This window comes from Acinetobacter sp. AOR14_HL (genome assembly GCF_027855175.1).
GTDB lineage: Bacteria > Pseudomonadota > Gammaproteobacteria > Pseudomonadales > Moraxellaceae > Acinetobacter > Acinetobacter calcoaceticus.
Map to the genome: position 1 here is coordinate 254,038 of NZ_JAKTII010000005.1, position 16,881 is coordinate 270,918.

The 16,881-nt window shown below is 38.2% G+C and carries 14 protein-coding genes and 3 tRNA genes; 4 read left to right on the forward strand and 13 right to left on the reverse strand.

Annotated elements, in window-relative coordinates:
- Positions 1-113: 113 nt before the first annotated feature.
- Positions 114-1,421 (forward strand): lipase family protein, encoded by a 1,308-nt coding sequence (locus MKL38_RS06310; protein ID WP_270902831.1) that lies wholly within the window; start codon positions 114-116, stop codon positions 1,419-1,421.
- A gap of 104 nt (positions 1,422-1,525) precedes the next feature.
- Positions 1,526-1,726 carry a hypothetical protein gene (locus tag MKL38_RS06315; RefSeq protein ID WP_270902832.1) on the forward strand — a complete coding sequence of 67 codons (201 nt, stop codon included), beginning with the start codon at positions 1,526-1,528 and terminating at the stop codon, positions 1,724-1,726.
- Positions 1,727-1,736: 10 nt separating this feature from the next.
- Here MKL38_RS06315 and MKL38_RS06320 read toward each other — a convergent pair whose 3' ends face one another.
- The 6 genes from MKL38_RS06320 to MKL38_RS06345 form a co-directional block, all read right to left on the reverse strand.
- Positions 1,737-2,180: a DUF2726 domain-containing protein gene (locus MKL38_RS06320; protein ID WP_017391937.1), complete on the reverse strand. Its 444-nt coding sequence runs from the start codon at positions 2,178-2,180 to the stop codon at positions 1,737-1,739.
- A 56-nt stretch (positions 2,181-2,236) separates the two neighbouring features.
- Positions 2,237-2,312 (reverse strand) — tRNA-Asn (locus tag MKL38_RS06325).
- Positions 2,313-2,493: 181 nt separating this feature from the next.
- Positions 2,494-2,569 (reverse strand) — tRNA-Asn (locus MKL38_RS06330).
- Positions 2,570-2,577: 8 nt separating this feature from the next.
- A tRNA-Asn gene (locus MKL38_RS06335) sits at positions 2,578-2,653 on the reverse strand.
- Positions 2,654-2,800: 147 nt separating this feature from the next.
- Entirely contained in the window at positions 2,801-3,427 is a 627-nt protein-coding gene (locus MKL38_RS06340) for a superoxide dismutase (protein ID WP_003650584.1), read from the reverse strand.
- A 145-nt stretch (positions 3,428-3,572) separates the two neighbouring features.
- Positions 3,573-4,331, reverse strand: coding sequence for a Nif3-like dinuclear metal center hexameric protein (locus MKL38_RS06345; protein WP_270902833.1), 759 nt, complete (start codon positions 4,329-4,331; stop codon positions 3,573-3,575).
- A gap of 194 nt (positions 4,332-4,525) precedes the next feature.
- Between MKL38_RS06345 and MKL38_RS06350 the strand changes: the two genes are divergently transcribed.
- Entirely contained in the window at positions 4,526-5,701 is a 1,176-nt protein-coding gene (locus MKL38_RS06350) for a S1C family serine protease (RefSeq protein WP_270902834.1), read from the forward strand.
- A 42-nt stretch (positions 5,702-5,743) separates the two neighbouring features.
- On the opposite strand, the gene MKL38_RS06355 is transcribed toward MKL38_RS06350, so the two are convergent.
- The 6 genes from MKL38_RS06355 to ahcY form a co-directional block, all read right to left on the reverse strand.
- Entirely contained in the window at positions 5,744-6,982 is a 1,239-nt protein-coding gene (locus tag MKL38_RS06355; RefSeq protein WP_270902835.1) for a multifunctional CCA addition/repair protein, read from the reverse strand.
- 91 nt (positions 6,983-7,073) lie between these two features.
- Entirely contained in the window at positions 7,074-9,344 is a 2,271-nt protein-coding gene (locus MKL38_RS06360; protein ID WP_003650593.1) for an NADP-dependent malic enzyme, read from the reverse strand.
- Positions 9,345-9,581: 237 nt separating this feature from the next.
- Complete coding sequence (locus MKL38_RS06365; RefSeq protein ID WP_270902836.1) at positions 9,582-12,434, reverse strand: putative bifunctional diguanylate cyclase/phosphodiesterase; 2,853 nt, start codon at positions 12,432-12,434, stop codon at positions 9,582-9,584.
- Between the two features lie 134 nt (positions 12,435-12,568).
- Positions 12,569-13,291 carry a 16S rRNA (uracil(1498)-N(3))-methyltransferase gene (locus tag MKL38_RS06370; RefSeq protein ID WP_270902837.1) on the reverse strand — a complete coding sequence of 241 codons (723 nt, stop codon included), beginning with the start codon at positions 13,289-13,291 and terminating at the stop codon, positions 12,569-12,571.
- Positions 13,292-13,309: 18 nt separating this feature from the next.
- Complete coding sequence (metF, locus tag MKL38_RS06375) at positions 13,310-14,146, reverse strand: methylenetetrahydrofolate reductase [NAD(P)H] (protein WP_045430027.1); 837 nt, start codon at positions 14,144-14,146, stop codon at positions 13,310-13,312.
- Between the two features lie 74 nt (positions 14,147-14,220).
- Positions 14,221-15,603, reverse strand: a complete 1,383-nt coding sequence (ahcY, locus tag MKL38_RS06380) for an adenosylhomocysteinase (protein WP_270902838.1) — start codon at positions 15,601-15,603, stop codon at positions 14,221-14,223.
- Between the two features lie 223 nt (positions 15,604-15,826).
- Between ahcY and MKL38_RS06385 the strand changes: the two genes are divergently transcribed.
- Complete coding sequence (locus MKL38_RS06385) at positions 15,827-16,363, forward strand: cysteine peptidase family C39 domain-containing protein (protein WP_270902839.1); 537 nt, start codon at positions 15,827-15,829, stop codon at positions 16,361-16,363.
- 38 nt (positions 16,364-16,401) lie between these two features.
- Here the strand turns inward: MKL38_RS06385 and MKL38_RS06390 are convergent, their stop codons facing one another.
- Complete coding sequence (locus MKL38_RS06390) at positions 16,402-16,785, reverse strand: carboxymuconolactone decarboxylase family protein (RefSeq protein ID WP_000043120.1); 384 nt, start codon at positions 16,783-16,785, stop codon at positions 16,402-16,404.
- Positions 16,786-16,881: the final 96 nt, after the last annotated feature.

Genomic DNA, 16,881 nt, shown 5'->3' on the forward strand with positions numbered 1-16,881 from the left:
AAAAATGACCGTAAGGTTGAAAAGTGTTCTATGCAGAGCACTTTTTTTATGCCTTAATATTTGTGCATAAAAATATGCGGAATAAATAACACATAACATAAAAAGGATATTTTATGAAACGGTCAAAAATTGCTTTAGCTATAACATTATCGGTTTCAACATTATTTCTTGCAGCATGTAATGACGATAATGATGACTATACTGGTGTGAACCCTGATAAAACTTATGTTTCTGAAAAAGCCTATTCTAAAGATAGCTTAAGCGGTGCTTCATCTATAAAAGTTATGACTTATAACATGGTCAATGTACAAGGAAAAACAGCTGAAGCAACTGCTTTGGTAATGTTCCCTAAAGCGACTCAGCCTAAAGATGGTTATCGCGTAGTGGTATGGGAGCACGGCACTGTAGGTGTAGGAGATAGTTGTGCCCCAAGCAATAATACGATTAATCCACGCTTTAAAATTCTAGCAGATACATTATTGGCAGCTGGCTATGTTGTGATTGCTCCAGACTATGAAGGTTTGGGTACTCGAGGGATGCATCCATACCTTAATTTAGGAAGTGAGGCTAAATCTGCAATTGCAGCAGTTAAAGCTGCGAAGGATCATTACGGTAGTCAGTTAAATAGTTCATGGATGTCAATTGGACAGTCCCAAGGAGGCCATGCTTCATTAGGAACAGCTGAATTTGCTAATAACGACAGTAACTACAAAGGTGCGGTTGCAACAGCACCAGCTTCTAGCCTTGGCGATATTATTTCTAAAATTGCTCCGCAAGCAATTAAAGGTATTCTTGAGAAAGAGCAGGCTGGTACTGCACCTGTTGGTACGGCTGTAGAAGTATATGCTGAGCTACTCGCATATGCTGCATATACCACAGTAGGTATTACTGCTTATGAGCCTAAATTTAATTATCGTGAAATTTTCCAACAACGTTCTCAGAGTGTAGCTGAGTTCGCAGAAGGGACTACTGGTGAAAATGGCGTATGTTTAACTGATTTGCATAATAAATTTGCAGATGATATTCGTGATTTTCTTGCGACTAATGCTGGCAAAACAGTCCTAGATTATCCTGGTTTAGCTGGTAACTTCCAAGAAAACCCAACTGTGAAAAAATTCTTGGCGGATAACCAACCTGCAACCAAAAAAATTAATTCACCGGTCATGATTGTTCAGGGTACTGCTGATATGGCTGTACCATATCCTGTTACTGAAGGATTGCAACAAGGACTTAAAGACAAGGGAACGGATGTAACATTTGTGCCTGTTCTAGGAGCTGCTCATACTCAAGCGATTGTATGTAGAAATGCTGAAATTTATCAATTTGTACAATCTAAGATGCCAGCTAAAACAAATATAGTGCTTGATCCATCAGTAATAGATGCAAGTAAGAATTTCGAATGTACAGGAATAGCACAATAATTTTTTGTATTTAAAATATTCAAATTAAAAGGGTCCTTAAGAGGGCCCTTTTTGTTATATTGTTACGCATTCCGAAATCGATACCATTTGAGTTTGAATCACTTATGAGCCAGCCAACTGTTGAAAAAAAATCTGTCCCTTGGCTATTAATGGGATTAGGTTTGCTTATTCCTTTCCTGATTATCGGAATACTTTTCTTGGCTGCAAAAAGTGATGCTAAGACTAAAAAACAATATGAACAGCAACGTCTAGAAATGGCAAAAAGAATAGCTGAGAAAGAAGCCGCAAATTCTCAAAAGAAATAACAGCAGCTTTTTAATGAATATCCTTTTGTAGCTGACGTACCGTTGGAATATTTGTGTAACGTCTTACAATGTAACCTGCTTCTGTGAGCATTTGATCGCGAATACGATCTTCTTCCGCTTTTTCAAGATGAGAAGGGTCATCTAGTTCAATAATGGCAATTACTTCCATCTTGTCGTTAAGCACAACGAAGTCGGTAACTTTACGGTTGAACTGACTACGAATTTTATAGTCCTTACTGGTAATTAAAGCGCTAAAAGCCACTTGTGCTAAAACATGATAACTTGGAAAACTTTGTTTTAAGCGGATAAACATTTGAGTTTCAAAGTTGGTAATAACAGGACGAGCAAAGAATTTTTGTTTTGGAAATAAATAAGGGCGTAAACAAACAGCAAGAAAAATGCAGGTGCTGATGCAACCTAAAACAATAAAAAATAAGTGACTCGATTCGAACATGTGAAGGCATCATACAAATAAAAACCCACTCATGATGAGTGGGTTTTTAAGAATCTTGGCTCTCCAACCTGGGCTCGAACCAGGGACCTGCGGATTAACAGTCCGTCGCTCTACCGACTGAGCTATTGGAGAATCTGGAAAAGGATTTTAGGCAGGAAAGGTGGCGGGGTCAAGTCTTAATAACGGAATTAGTGAGAATATCTAATCGTTTGGTTTAAAAATATTCGAAACATTGATTTTATTAACAATAATAGAAAATTATTAAATGATTGGATAAGAAAAAGCCCGCAATGAATGCGGGCTTTTAGAATCTTGGCTCTCCCACCTGGGCTCGAACCAGGGACCTGCGGATTAACAGTCCGTCGCTCTACCGACTGAGCTATGGGAGATTAGTAGATGGCTCTCCAACCTGGGCTCGAACCAGGGACCTGCGGATTAACAGTCCGTCGCTCTACCGACTGAGCTATTGGAGAATCTGATGCGCATTTTATGGATGAAATCTAAAAGCGTCAATAAGAATATTAAAGAAAATGAATCGTTTGCTTGATTAATATGCTTTTAAGGTACTAAAAATAAAAAAAACCACCCAAAATAGGGTGGTTTTTTATAAAGAAATAAAATTATTTCTCTACACCAGCTGGTTGACCTGCAAGTTTTGCATTCGCATAGTCCCAGTTCACAAGGCTTTCTAAGAAAGTTGCGATGTATTTAGGACGTAGGTTACGGAAATCGATGTAGTAAGCATGTTCCCATACGTCAATTGTTAATACAGCAATTTGACCATGTGCAAGTGGAGTGTCTGCATTAGAAGTTTTAGTAATAGATAATTTACCGTTTACTTCATCAGCAACTAACCAAGCCCAGCCTGAACCGAATTGAGTTGTTGCAGCAGCAGCAAATTCTTCTGCAAATTTTTCGTAGCTACCAAACGCTTCTTCAATTTTAGCAGCGATTGCGCCAGTAGGCTTACCACCACCATTTGGCTTCATAGAATTCCAGTAGAATGTATGGTTCCAAACTTGAGCAGCGTTATTGAAAATACCAGCTTTAGATGCATCACCAGCAGTTGCTTTGATGATTTCTTCTAAAGTTTTACCTTCAAGGTCAGTCCCTTTGATTAAGTTGTTTAAGTTAACAACATAGGTATTGTGGTGTTTATCGTGATGGTATTCTAAAGTTTCTTTACTAATATGTGGCGCTAAATCATCATAGCCATATGGAAGTGCAGGTAAAGTAATGGTTGTCATGTTCCTATTCCTTGCATTTGCTGGGTTATACAATTAAGTGGCTCTATTGTAAATGATTCTGTTCACAATAGGGCATCGTTTTAAAGAACTATACACAATAAAGATCTAATTAATACGCATAACACAGATTGAAAAAAAGACTTAATTAAATCGGATTATTCAATTCAAAATATTCGGCTTCAATTGCAAACTGCTTTGAAATTGCTTGTGCTAAACGTTGAACTCCATAACGTTCAGTTGCATGATGACCACACGCAAAATAGTGAACGCCTAATTCTTTTGCTTCATAGAAAGTTCGTTCACTGACTTCGCCTGAAATATAAGCATCGCAATTTTGCAAAGCTGCTTTAGCAATAAAATCTTGAGCACCACCCGTACAAAAGCCTACTTTTTGAATGCTTTTCTTCTCGGCTGGTAAATGAATCACTTTAAAATCAAAGCTATCTTGTAATTTTGCGTTAAACTCTTCAACAGAAACAGCTTGCTCTAAATATCCAATATTTCCAATTGGATGTTTTTCGGCTAAATCGAGTGGTTCTAAATGGTGTAAGCCCAATTTTTCTGCAATGGCTACATTGTTACCCAAACTTGGATGTGCATCTAAAGGTAGGTGGTAAGCCACGAGTGAAATATTATTTTGAATTAATTTTTTAATTCGGTTACCGCGCATTCCTGTAATTGGGTACGGTTCGCCTTTCCAAAAATAACCATGATGCACGAGTAATAGATCGGCATTCTGAGCAATAGCTGCATCAATAGCATCTTCGGAAGCAGTAACGGCACAAACGATACGTTTTACTTCAGTTGAACCTTCAATTTGCAGGCCATTTGGTGCGTAATCTTTAAATTCTGCTGCTTTTAAGGTTTGGTCGCACCACTGAATAATTTCATGCAAATTCGCCATGATATTTCCTGAATTGAGTAGTAAATAATTGCTAAAGCTATAGAAACATATTTTGTTGTGTAACTAAAGCTAGACAAATCTTTTTTGAGTTTTTTATGTATATCGACATATTTAATTTAAAATGCTTAACTGAAAACTCTTTTTGTTCAATATATTAATTTAATTAAAAGCTTCTTTGCGTAGAGGATATGAACGTGCGCCGCACCTTTACATGGTTACCTTGGGTGTTACTTATTATTGTAATTGCCAGTTTTATTGCATGGCAAAAATACCATCAGCCGAAACCAACTGTTGCAGTTGATGGGGTGCAAATGCCTGCCGAAAAAGTTGAACCACTGGTTGATACTTCACGAGCGGGCGGGGTGGTGTCTTATAGTGCTGCGGTGAAAGTTGCAGCGCCGGCAGTTGTTAATATTTTTACGACCCAGAAAGTTAAACAAAATCATCCATTGTTAAGTGATCCAGTATTCCGCGAATTTTTTGGAAATCAGGTTCCTGAACAACAACAGCAAAATGAAAATAGTTTAGGCTCTGGGGTTATTGTTCGTGCTGATGGTTATATTCTTACCAACAATCATGTGATTGCTCAGGCTGACCAAATTGTAGTTGCATTGCGTGACGGACGTCGTGCAGAGGCAACTATTGTTGGAACAGATCCTGATACGGATTTAGCTGTAATTAAAATCGATTTAGATAAATTACCCGTGTTGCCATTTAAGCTTAGCGGTAATGAAGTGGGTGATGTTGTCTTAGCGATTGGTAATCCATTTGGCGTAGGGCAAACGGTAACTCAAGGTATTATTTCTGCTACTGAGCGCTCTGATTTAGGCATCAATACCTATGAAGACTTTATTCAAACAGATGCTGCAATTAACCCAGGTAACTCAGGCGGAGCTTTAATTGATGTCGCTGGTAATCTAATTGGGGTAAATACCGCTATTTTCTCGCAGTCAGGCGGCTCTTTAGGTATTGGTTTCGCAATTCCAGCTAAAATTTGCCAACAAGTATTAAACTCGATTTTGAAAGATGGTCGTGTTGTACGTGGATGGTTGGGCATTAGTCTAGTACCGCCTACACAAGAAGATGTATTAGCTTCAAAACAACAAATTGGTGTGGTCGTTGCTGATGTATTAAAAAGTGGGCCAGCTGCTTCAGCCGGTATAAAAGTTGGTGATAAAATTATTCAGGTCAATAATGAACCAATCACTTCGGCATCTCATTTGATTAATTATGTTGCATTACAAGCGCCTAATAGCGAAATTAATGTGGTGGTTGAGCGAGCTGGGAAGCAAGAAAACTTTGTGGTAGCAGTTGGGGAAAGAAAAAACCAAAATACTCAATCTCAATATATACCACTGCCTAAACAGTAAAAATAAAAAAGCCTCGTAATGAGGCTTTTTTATTGGCTTAAATTAAGAATGTGTGGGTGTTTGATGTTGATGTTTGAACTCAGTTAAAGCATCAATGCGACATTGAATTAACATTTCACCAATTTCAGCACCCTTAATGTTCTCGGGTAAGTCCTGAACTTTAATAGAGCGAACCACTTGCATCGCATCTAACATATACTGAGCTTGAGGATAAGGGCGGTCTTCTAAACCTAATCTTCCTCTAGCATCACACTCACATGCCTGTACAAAAGCTTCCACTCTCTCAGGGCGACGTAATACATCTAAACGCTGTAATAAACGCCATACCGTTCCGGGTTTTAACGACATAATCTGATGGCATTTTAGATGTTCTTTACACACCGATAATGCCAACTGTCGAGTTTGAGTGGGAACCTTTAAACGTTCACATAATTCGGTAACGGGTTTCACTCCGCGCTCTTCATGCATGATATGGCGAGGGAGTTCATGTATAGGCGTTAATGCTTTACCCAAATCATGTACTAAAACAGCAAACCGAACATCAAGTGAATAGTTTGACTTACACGCTTGCTGTAAAGACATTAGGGTATGTATGCCGCAGTCTACTTCAGGATGATATTCTGGGCGTTGTGGTACACCAAACAAGGCGTCAATTTCAGGGAAAAGATGTTTTAAGGCACCGCAATCACGTAGCGTCTGAAAATAAATATCTGCATGGTCTTCTAAAAGCGCACGCGAAGTCTCTTTCCACACACGTTCTGGTGTTAATGCATCGAGTTCACCTGATTCAGCCATCGTTTGCATCAATTGTAAGGTTTCAGATGCAATATGAAAGCCATATGAAGAATATCGAGCTGCAAAGCGTGCCACACGTAAAACACGTAAAGGATCTTCAGCAAAAGCTTCTGAAACATGTCGTAAGGTTTTATTTTCTAAGTCAGTCTGACCACCATAGGGGTCATATATTCTGCCATCTTGATCCATTGCTATGGCATTGATGGTTAAATCACGGCGAATTAAATCTTCTTCTAAACTTACTGTGGTATCAGTAAAAAACTGAAAACCGTGATAGCCCTTACCGGACTTTCGCTCAGTACGTGCAAGTGCATATTCTTCTTTAGTTTTAGGATGAAGAAACACAGGAAAATCTTTGCCTACAGGTTGAAAACCTTGGGCGAGCATATGTTCAGGCGTTGCTCCGACCACAACATAATCTTTTTCTTGATAGGGATGCCCAAGTAGAGAATCTCGGACGGCACCGCCTACTAAATACACTTGCATGAAAAAACCTCTATTCTTCAAGCAATCATGCTACAGAATAGAGGTTTTCTCAAGTCATTAGACAGGCTTTTCGTAAAAAGCTCTTTCTAAATTACTTTTCTTGTTGTTGGATTTCCGCAACAGTTAAAGCAGTCATATTGATAAGACGACGAGTCGTTGCTGTCGGTGTCAAAATATGAACAGGTTTTGCTGCGCCAAGCAAAATTGGACCAATAGTAACGTTGTTACCAGAAGTCGCTTTCAACAAGTTAAATGAAATATTTGCTGCATCTAGGTTTGGCATAATGAGCAAGTTTGCAGAACCTTTAAAACGTGAACCAGGGAATGCAAATTGACGAATATTTTCGTCTAATGCTGCATCACCATGCATTTCACCTTCAACTTCAAGCTCAGGAGCTTGTTCAGATAAAATACGATAAACTTCACGCATTTTTTGAGCGCTTGAATCAGTTTGGTCGCTACCAAAACTTGAATGAGAAAGAAGTGCTACGCGTGGAGTAATACCAAAGCGACGTACTTCTTCGGCTGCCAAAATAGTCATTTCAGCAAGTTGTTCAGCAGTCGGATTCGTGTTTACATATGTATCTGCAATAAATAAATTACGATCTTCAAGCATTAATGCATTTAACGTGAAGAAGTTATTCATGCCTTCTTTAAGACCGATGACATTGCGTACAAAGTCAAGGTGAATGTTATAGCTACTGTAAGTACCACATAACATACCGTCTGCTTTACCGAATTTAACCAGTAGAGATGCAATTAACGTTGAACGACGGCGAGCTTCACGTTGAGCATATTCAACAGTGATGCCTTTGCGTTGCATTGTTTGATAGTAGTCTTTCCAAAACTCTTCATACATCGGGTTTTGTTCTTGATCTACAATCTCGATATTTACGCCATGTTGTAAACGTAGGCCTAATTTTTTGATATTTGCTTCAATTACAGCAGTACGACCTACTAAAATTGGTTTAGCTAAATCTTCATCAACAGCAATTTGTACTGCACGTAATACGCGTTCGTCTTCACCTTCCGCATATGCAATACGCTTTGGATCAGCTTTTGCTTGAGCAAAAATTGGTTTCATCAAGAATGCAGAGTTATATACAAACTCAGACAATTTTTGACGATACACAGCGAAATCTTCGATAGGACGAGTTGCTACACCTGAGTCCATTGCAGCTTTAGCAACAGCTGGCGCAATTTCTAAAATTAAACGTTGATCAAGTGGGCGTGGAATTAAATAGTCACGACCAAATGAAGCAGATTTTTCACCATAAGTTGCTGCATCAGCTTCTACATGAGCCATACGCGCAATAGCATGTACACATGCAATTTTCATGTCTTCATTAATCGTAGTTGCACCAACATCAAGCGCACCACGGAAAATGTATGGGAAACATAATGCGTTGTTTACTTGGTTTGGATAGTCAGAACGACCAGTTGCCATAATGACATCAGAGCGTACTTCATGTGCATGTTCAGGTAAAATTTCTGGATCTGGGTTTGCCAAAGCAAAAATAATTGGGTTCTCTGCCATCTGTTTCACCATTTCTTTGGTGAGAATACCAGCAGCAGAAAGACCCAAGAACATATCAGCGCCAGTCATTACTTCATGAAGCTGAGATGCTGTAATATCTTGAACGTAACGTTTTTTAGATTCGTCTAAGCCTTCGCGAGAAGTCGTTAATAGGCCACGAGAATCGGCAACAATAATATTTTCTTTTTTAGCACCAAGCGCACAAAGCAAGTCTAAACATGAAAGTGCTGCTGCACCTGCACCTGAAGCTACGATTTTGATTTCATCAATTTTCTTATTTACAAGTTGCAATGCATTGAGCAAAGCTGAACCTACAATAATACTTGTACCATGTTGATCGTCATGGAATACAGGAATTTTCATGCGTTCACGAAGTTTCTTTTCGATATAGAAACATTCTGGCGCTTTAATGTCTTCGAGGTTGATACCACCGAAAGTTGGCTCAAGAGAGGCAACAATATCCACGATTTTATCTGGATCGTTTTCTGCAATTTCGATGTCAAATACGTCAACACCAGCAAACTTCTTGAAGAGAACGCCTTTACCTTCCATTACAGGTTTAGAAGCCAATGGGCCAATATTACCTAAACCAAGAACAGCAGTACCGTTAGTGACTACAGCAACCAAGTTTCCGCGTGCTGTATATTTAGCAGCAGTTGAAGGATCACGTTCAATCTCTAAACATGGCGCAGCAACTCCGGGTGAGTAGGCTAGAGCCAAATCTCGTTGGTTGACAAGTTGCTTACTTGGGGTGACGCTGATTTTCCCTGGGTTTGGATATTCATGGTAATTTAAAGCGGCCTGTTTTAAAGATTGATCGTCCATCTGAGTCTCTATTTGATACAAAAAAGCAAACTAGTCAAATCACTCATTCAGGGGAAGGCAACTCGGTTCTTCTACTATGCTTTAATTTTTACCAATTAAGAGAATAGTAGACGAATTGCCAATAGCCCTGTGGTGAGCTAAATGCTAAAGAATATAACACTACTTCTTTATTTCTCACAGTCAAAAACGCTCATTTTTGGAAAAAGCAGCATATGTAAAAATAGTCTGTGAGAACCATTAAGAAATAGGCGAATCTGTTTGTAGATAAGGAATAATCTGCTCAGCTGGGATAGGACGACTAAAGAAATAGCCTTGTAAAAAATCACATTGCTGTTTTTGTAGATAGGCAACTTGTTCCTCTGTTTCTACACCTTCGGCAACCAGTTTAAGCCCCATACTTTTACCCATCGCAATCATGGCATTTACAATGGCTTCTTGTTTGTGATCACCAATTTTAGAAATAAAAGCACGGTCAATTTTTAATACATCAATTGGGTATTCTGTCAGATACGCTAAAGATGAATAGCCTGTACCAAAGTCATCAAGCGCAATTGAAATATCTCGTTGTTTTATTGCATGTAATAACGTTTTTACGTTATCGGTATTGTCCAAGAGGGCTGACTCAGTAATCTCAAGTTCAAGATCTGAACCTTGTATATTGTATTTCTGCAAAATTTCATCAATATCATTGAGTAATAAGCCTCGATGTATTTGCTGAGCAACAATATTTACAGAGACTTGAATGTTTGTGTAGCCTTGGCTTTTCCATTCTTGTAATTGTTTTCCAACTTTATCTAAAACGACTTTACCAATATCCGAAATCAGGCTACTACGCTCAGCAAAAGGTATAAACATATTTGGCATGACTAATCCTTTTTCGGGATGTTGCCAGCGAATTAATGCTTCAAAACCTATAATTGATTGATCTTGTAGATTGATTTTGGGTTGGTAATAAACGACAAATTCATCATTTTGAATGGCTTTACGTAACTCTTGCTCTAAATCGGCAGATTTATACGAGTGAGTTGTTTGATTGCAATAGTAAGAAATGGTATTGCCTCCTAAGCGTTTTGCTTCTGAAAGTGCTTGTTCTGCATGATTGTTTAGATGATCAATTTGTCGTCCATGCTCAGGAAAGCATGCTACGCCAATAGATGCGGTAATGAAATATTCTTGATTATCAATATAAAAAGGGGCATTGAGTGCCTGCAAAATATTTTGGCAATATTGTTCAATATTTGGATGAATTGGGGAAATTTCATAAATAATTGCAAAATCGTCACTATTTAAATAGGCAACTAAAATTGCATTAATATTGATTAAGCGTAATCGTTGTGCAAACTGTTTAAGAAGTTCATCACCACTATCATTATTTAAAAATTCATTAAAAGCTCTGAAACGGTCAATGTTTACTCGTATTAATGCTAAGTTTTTAATGTTATATGATGGGTTTACAAGGTATTGATGAAGTTGGTTGTAATAGTAAAGACGATTAGGCAAGTGAGTGAGGCTATCGTAATTTTTTAAATAGGATAGATGCTGTTCCTGACGTTTTTGCTCAGAGAGATCCCTTGCAAATCCAATATAATTTGTAATTTGATTGAACTCATCTTTGACCACATTGATGTGTAACCACAAATATACGCTTTTGCCAGAACTAAACTTTTCGTCAAATTGGCCCATATATTCTCCAGTTTCGAGGAGCTGTTGGGTAATTGAGCTATGAAATTGTTGTTGTAGTTCTTTTTGATTAATTGTAATGCTAAATAACTCTTTATTTAGGAGTTCTGATTTAGAAAATCCGGTTAATTTTTCGTAGTAAGGGTTAATATCAATATAGTTCAGGTGTTCATCTAAAATAAATATGCCTTCTGCAGCTTGCTCAAGCACAATTGCCGATAGTCTTAAGTGTTCTTGATCTTTTTTCTCTTGATGTATATCTCGGGTCATACCAACCATGCGAAGCGCTTTTTGTGTTTTAGGATCTCTTGTAATGACACGGCCTACATCATGAATCCATCGCCAAGAACCATCACGACGTAAAATTCGAAAATTGACATTAAAATGATCTGTAATTCCTTCCAAATGTTGTTTCAAGCGCTCGTCAAAAAGCTTTTTATCACTTGGATGTATGCGGTCTAAAATGGTATTGAGATGAATAATGGTCGTCTGAGTTTGTTTTTGTTGATCGAAAAACGTAATTTCTAATTTTTGATTTTCAATATCCCAGTCCCATGGCCGAATGCCAGCTGTTTCATGTGCAAAAGCTAAATTGTAGTGATGGCTTTCGAGTTGCTCATTCATTTTTGTGAGATCGTAAGTTCGTTCACGTACCTTTTGCTCAAGTAAATGGTTATTAAATTGGAGCTGGGCTTCAATATCTTTAGATTTATTCACTTCTTGTTGAAGTTGCACACATAATTCTTCAGCCCACTGAGTGTGTTGATCTGAAATTTGAACAAGCTGTTTATTTTTTAATAATAGTTGAGAAATCTTTTGATAGTTACGTTGAGTTGCGTATGCGCAGAGTACTGTAGCTACAAAAGCTATATTATAGGCGAAATAAAAAGGTAGCTGAGCAATGGGAGTATGTGTAAATTGAGCGATTAATAGGGGTAACGTACTGGGAATGAATAAAAGATAAAAGTATCGAGGTTGTTGCGTTAAAAAAGTCAGGCCAATGATATGGGCAGAAGTGATAAACAAAGCAATTAAAATATGAGCATCTGGTAACGAAACTAACTCTTGAGGAAGATAGAAGTGAATAACTGTAACGGTTATCCCTAATAAAATTCCTGAAATAAAACAAATACTTTGTAATATAAGATCAGCTTTTTTAATAAAATTAATAGTACGATAGTGGGTTAAAATATTTGGAACGAATAATAGACAGGTAAAAGATGCAATAGTGAGGCCGATAGACCAGTTAAATATGGTTATTGAAGATGAAAAATAATAAGAAAAAATAGCATATGAGATCAGACATAACAGTATTAAGCTAATCAAATACCAGCGTATATATTGAATTGAAAGTTTTAGCTGCTCAATTTTTGTTTGATGCTGTAAATATTCTTCCTGAAGCCCGGACATAAGATTTTTCTATCCTATTTTTTTACATATATACAGAAAGAATCTGATTTATCAGTGATAAAGAATTTGAAATTTTATTCATACAATAAAAGTAAATTAACTTTAAATAACGATTTAATCAATGTTCAATGAACTTAGGTTGATAAAAACCGATAATTTAAAATAGATAAGGCAACGACAGGTGCGGTTTCTGTACGTAAGACACGGTCACCAATACACCAATTCATAAAACCAGCTTGATTGGCTTGAGTAATTTCATTTTCACTTAAACCGCCTTCTGGCCCAATCAATAAGGCAAGTTCAGGTTGTATGCCTGCTAATACATCTTTTTGTTCTTTTTCTGGTGCTAAAACAAATTTTGAAGCGGGAAGTTGAGTAGAGCTTAACCATTCACTTAGAGAAATGGGCGCTAACACTTCTGGAACGATATTAAGACCACATTGTTCACAAGCAGCAATTGCAACAGCTTGCCAGTGATCTAATTTTTTTTGATCTCGGTCGTACTTTAAGCGCATTTCACAGCGCTCACTAGTAAGCAACTGAATTTGATTTACTCCAAGTTCCGTGGCTTTCTGAATGGCATAGTCCATTCGGTCACCTTTACTCATGACCTGACCAAGGACAGCTTTAAAAGGGGCACTACGGTTAGTAGGGTTAAAACTCTCAATCGTGACAAACGCATTTTTTTTATTAATTTCGGTTAGTGTCGCGAGATATTCGCCACCTTGACCATTAAAGAGAGTAGCTTGTTCTTGTAATTGTGCACGTAAAACACGCACCCAATGATGAAATACTGTTTCTGTCAGTTGAATTGTTGAGCTAACAGCAAGTTCAGTTTCGATAAAAAAACGATTCATTGGGTACGCCTTACAAAATTAATTTAAACCAAGATCAACGACGAGTTGACGAGTTGGTTCGACTTGATTCATTGAATAGAAATGTAAGCTTGGTGCACCTCCTGCAATGAGGCGTTCACATAGCTTAACAACAACTTCATGACCAAAAGCTTTAATACTCTCACTGTCATCGCCATAGGCTTGTAATTGCTTACGGATCCAGCGAGGAATTTCTGCACCCGTACCATCAGCAAAGCGAATTAAGTTGCTGGCATTGGTAATAGGCATGATGCCAGGAGCTACCGGAATATTAACTCCAGCTTTTTCTAAACGCTCAATAAAATAAAAGTATGAGTCTGGATTAAAGAAGAATTGAGTAATTCCTGCATTAGCGCCAGCTTGTACTTTTTCAATAAAACGTTGGATATCTGAATCAAGGTTCTCAGCTTGAGGGTGCATTTCTGGATAAGCTGCAACTTCAATATGAAAATGATCACCTGAATGCTGACGAATGAAACGTACTAAATCTTGAGCATAAGGAAGTTCGCCAAGTCCGACTTGACCAGACGGCAAATCACCCCGTAAAGCGACAATACGGTTAATTCCTTGCGCTTTATAGAGGTCAAGTAACTCAGCAATACGAGCTTTATCATCACCAATGCATGAAAGGTGAGGAGCAACTGGTGTACCTTTGCCATTGAAATCATCAATAGCAGCAAGAGTACGTTCGCGAGTAGAACCACCAGCGCCATAAGTAATCGAGAAGAAATCAGGATTTAATAGTTGTAATTCTTGATGAACAATACGAAGTTTTTCAGCACCGGCATCAGTTTTCGGTGGGAAAAACTCAAAAGAAATGGGTATACGTTTAGTCATGTCAAATCCTTGTAAACAGCGAAACAATATTTTTAGAAAAAAGGGCAGTCGGTTCACCGTCTGCCCTTAAGTTCTTAGTATTTGTAAGCGTCAGACTTGAATGGTCCCTCAACAGCAACACCTAAATAGCCAGCTTGCTCTTGAGTTAATTGAGTAAGTACACCACCAAAACCTGCAACCATTGCCGCAGCAACTTCTTCGTCAAGTTTCTTAGGAAGAACTTCTACACGAATTTTTGAAGTTTTTTCGTTTGCAGGAAGGTCAGCAAATTTCTCTTGGAATAAGTGAATTTGACCTAACACTTGGTTAGCAAAAGAACCATCCATCACACGTGATGGGTGACCAGTTGCATTACCAAGGTTTACAAGGCGACCTTCAGAAAGAAGAATGAGGTAGTTATTTTCATCTTCAGAACGATAAACTTGGTGAACTTGTGGCTTAACTTCAACCCACTTGTAACCACGTAAATAAGCAGTATCAATTTCTGTGTCGAAGTGACCGATGTTACATACAACTGCACCAGCTTTTAAGCTATCTAACATTGCAGCATCACATACGTGGTAGTTACCAGTAGTAGTTACAACAAGGTCAGTGTTGCCAAGTAAGTCTTGGTTAATATCTTCTTTTTTGCCTGTTTGTACGCCGTTTTTGTATGGAGATACAACTTCATAGCCGTCCATACATGCTTGCATTGCACAAATTGGGTCAACTTCAGTTACACGAACGATCATGCCTTCTTGACGTAAAGATTGAGCAGAACCTTTACCAACATCGCCATAACCGATCACAAGCGCACGGCGACCAGACAAAAGCATGTCAGTTGCACGTTTGATTGCATCATTTAATGAGTGACGGCAACCATATTTGTTGTCGTTTTTAGACTTAGTAACAGAGTCATTTACGTTGATTGCAGGTACTTTCAAAGAACCGTCTTTCCACATTTCGATAAGACGTTGAACACCTGTTGTGGTTTCTTCAGTAATACCGTGAATACGTTCTAAAAGTGCAGGGTATTTGTCATGAACAAGAGCAGTTAAGTCACCGCCATCATCCAAGATCATGTTGGCATCCCAAGGTTGACCATTAACATTAATTTGTTGTTCTAAACACCATACATATTCTTCTTCAGTTTCACCTTTCCAAGCGAAAACTGGAATACCACGAGCAGCAATTGCAGCAGCAGCATGGTCTTGAGTCGAGAAAATGTTACATGAAGTCCAACGAACTTCAGCACCTAATTCAATAAGCGTTTCAATAAGAACCGCTGTTTGAATGGTCATGTGGATACAGCCAAGAATTTTTGCGCCAGCAAGTGGTTTAGAAGCTGCATAACGTTTACGTAAACCAATTAGAGCTGGCATTTCTGCTTCAGCAAGTTTGATTTCTTTACGACCGTAGTCAGCAAGTGAGATGTCAGCAACTTTATAATCTGTAAATGAAGCATTAACCGCGTTCATCAGGATCTCCTAGGGAAAAAATAGTATGGATCGTTCTGTTCGCGGATGCCGTTGTTGGTTAAAAACGAGCGTTTAACCGATTGTCGAGCCTGGCAAATTGATCTTTAGTGCCGATCACTTGTCGCAGCATCCCTCGACTAGCGAAACATTGTACTTGGAAAAGCTTTTAGTGCCAATCCAGTTTTGTTTATTATCTGCTTAATTACGACTTTAGATTTAAATTATGGCCTTAAATATTCCCGAATCTTTGGCAAACCTCGAAGCGAATAGCGGTGTTTTTGCGGTTTGGATGGTACTTCGGCATCATGGGGTTCAAATTGATATTTCCGAGCTGATTCAAATTTGTCGATATGATGAAGACGGCACCTATACAATTGCCTTGGCTATTGCTTTAAAAAAATTTGGGTTTGAGGTTTCATTTCATTCAGATAAAGACCCAAATATTAGCCCAAGCGAACGTATGAGTTATAAAGAAGCAAATGTATTGAAAATACCAACGGGCCCAGCGTTAAGCTATCAGGATATTCAAGCTGCAATTCAAAATGGAAAAATGGTGATTGTGTATTATGACACTTTAGAGGGTATCGGAAATCAGTCACTCATTTATTCTATAGATCAAAATGAAATCTGTTTTTTTGATAGTTTTGAACCGATGTCAGTGGCAGTCTTTGAAAAGCAACGTCAAGTGGAAGGGATTTGTCGTCAGGCTATCGTGATTGATGATCGTAATTTTCAAATGCATTCAATCAAATTGAATTAGATAAAAAAGAGCCAGTAGAGTGCTGGCTCATATTAAAGTTATTTTTGTTGGTATTCTTGAATCACTTCTAAAGCCGCTCGAAAGGCTTCTTGAGTAGCAGGGGCACCGCAATATGGCAGGCTATGCAATAACGTTTCTTGAATTTCTTCAACTGTACAACCATTGTTGAGAGCGCCACGAACATGGCCTTTGAGTTCAGTTGGTGACTTAAGTGCAGTTAACATTGCCAAAGTAATTAATGAACGATATTTACGCGGTAATACGCCTTCACGTTGCCAAGTTGAACCCCATGCATGTTCATTAATCCAGTCTTGCAATGGCTGAGTAAATGGTACGGTATTCTCTTGGGCACGTTTTACAAAAGCTTCTCCCATTACTTCTGTGCGAACTTTTAATCCATTTTCGTAATCTTGCTTAGACATTAATTTCTCCTAAAAATAAAAGCGTCGATTGACGCTTTTATGGCTGTTTATTAATTAATGCGAATCAAAAGTGATTGCAATAGTGAATTAGTGGAG

What these genes read in the sequence shown, in the direction of transcription:
- MKL38_RS06310 (WP_270902831.1), top strand. Translation starts at nt 114, where the DNA reads ATGAAACGGTCAAAAATTGCTTTAGCTATAACATTATCGGTTTCAACA.
- MKL38_RS06315 (WP_270902832.1), top strand. Translation starts at nt 1,526, where the DNA reads ATGAGCCAGCCAACTGTTGAAAAAAAATCTGTCCCTTGGCTATTAATG.
- MKL38_RS06320 (WP_017391937.1), bottom strand. Translation starts at nt 2,180, where the DNA reads ATGTTCGAATCGAGTCACTTATTTTTTATTGTTTTAGGTTGCATCAGC.
- MKL38_RS06340 (WP_003650584.1), bottom strand. Translation starts at nt 3,427, where the DNA reads ATGACAACCATTACTTTACCTGCACTTCCATATGGCTATGATGATTTA.
- MKL38_RS06345 (WP_270902833.1), bottom strand. Translation starts at nt 4,331, where the DNA reads ATGGCGAATTTGCATGAAATTATTCAGTGGTGCGACCAAACCTTAAAA.
- MKL38_RS06355 (WP_270902835.1), bottom strand. Translation starts at nt 6,982, where the DNA reads ATGCAAGTGTATTTAGTAGGCGGTGCCGTCCGAGATTCTCTACTTGGG.
- MKL38_RS06360 (WP_003650593.1), bottom strand. Translation starts at nt 9,344, where the DNA reads ATGGACGATCAATCTTTAAAACAGGCCGCTTTAAATTACCATGAATAT.
- MKL38_RS06365 (WP_270902836.1), bottom strand. Translation starts at nt 12,434, where the DNA reads ATGTCCGGGCTTCAGGAAGAATATTTACAGCATCAAACAAAAATTGAG.
- MKL38_RS06370 (WP_270902837.1), bottom strand. Translation starts at nt 13,291, where the DNA reads ATGAATCGTTTTTTTATCGAAACTGAACTTGCTGTTAGCTCAACAATT.
- metF (WP_045430027.1), bottom strand. Translation starts at nt 14,146, where the DNA reads ATGACTAAACGTATACCCATTTCTTTTGAGTTTTTCCCACCGAAAACT.
- ahcY (WP_270902838.1), bottom strand. Translation starts at nt 15,603, where the DNA reads ATGAACGCGGTTAATGCTTCATTTACAGATTATAAAGTTGCTGACATC.
- MKL38_RS06385 (WP_270902839.1), top strand. Translation starts at nt 15,827, where the DNA reads ATGGCCTTAAATATTCCCGAATCTTTGGCAAACCTCGAAGCGAATAGC.
- MKL38_RS06390 (WP_000043120.1), bottom strand. Translation starts at nt 16,785, where the DNA reads ATGTCTAAGCAAGATTACGAAAATGGATTAAAAGTTCGCACAGAAGTA.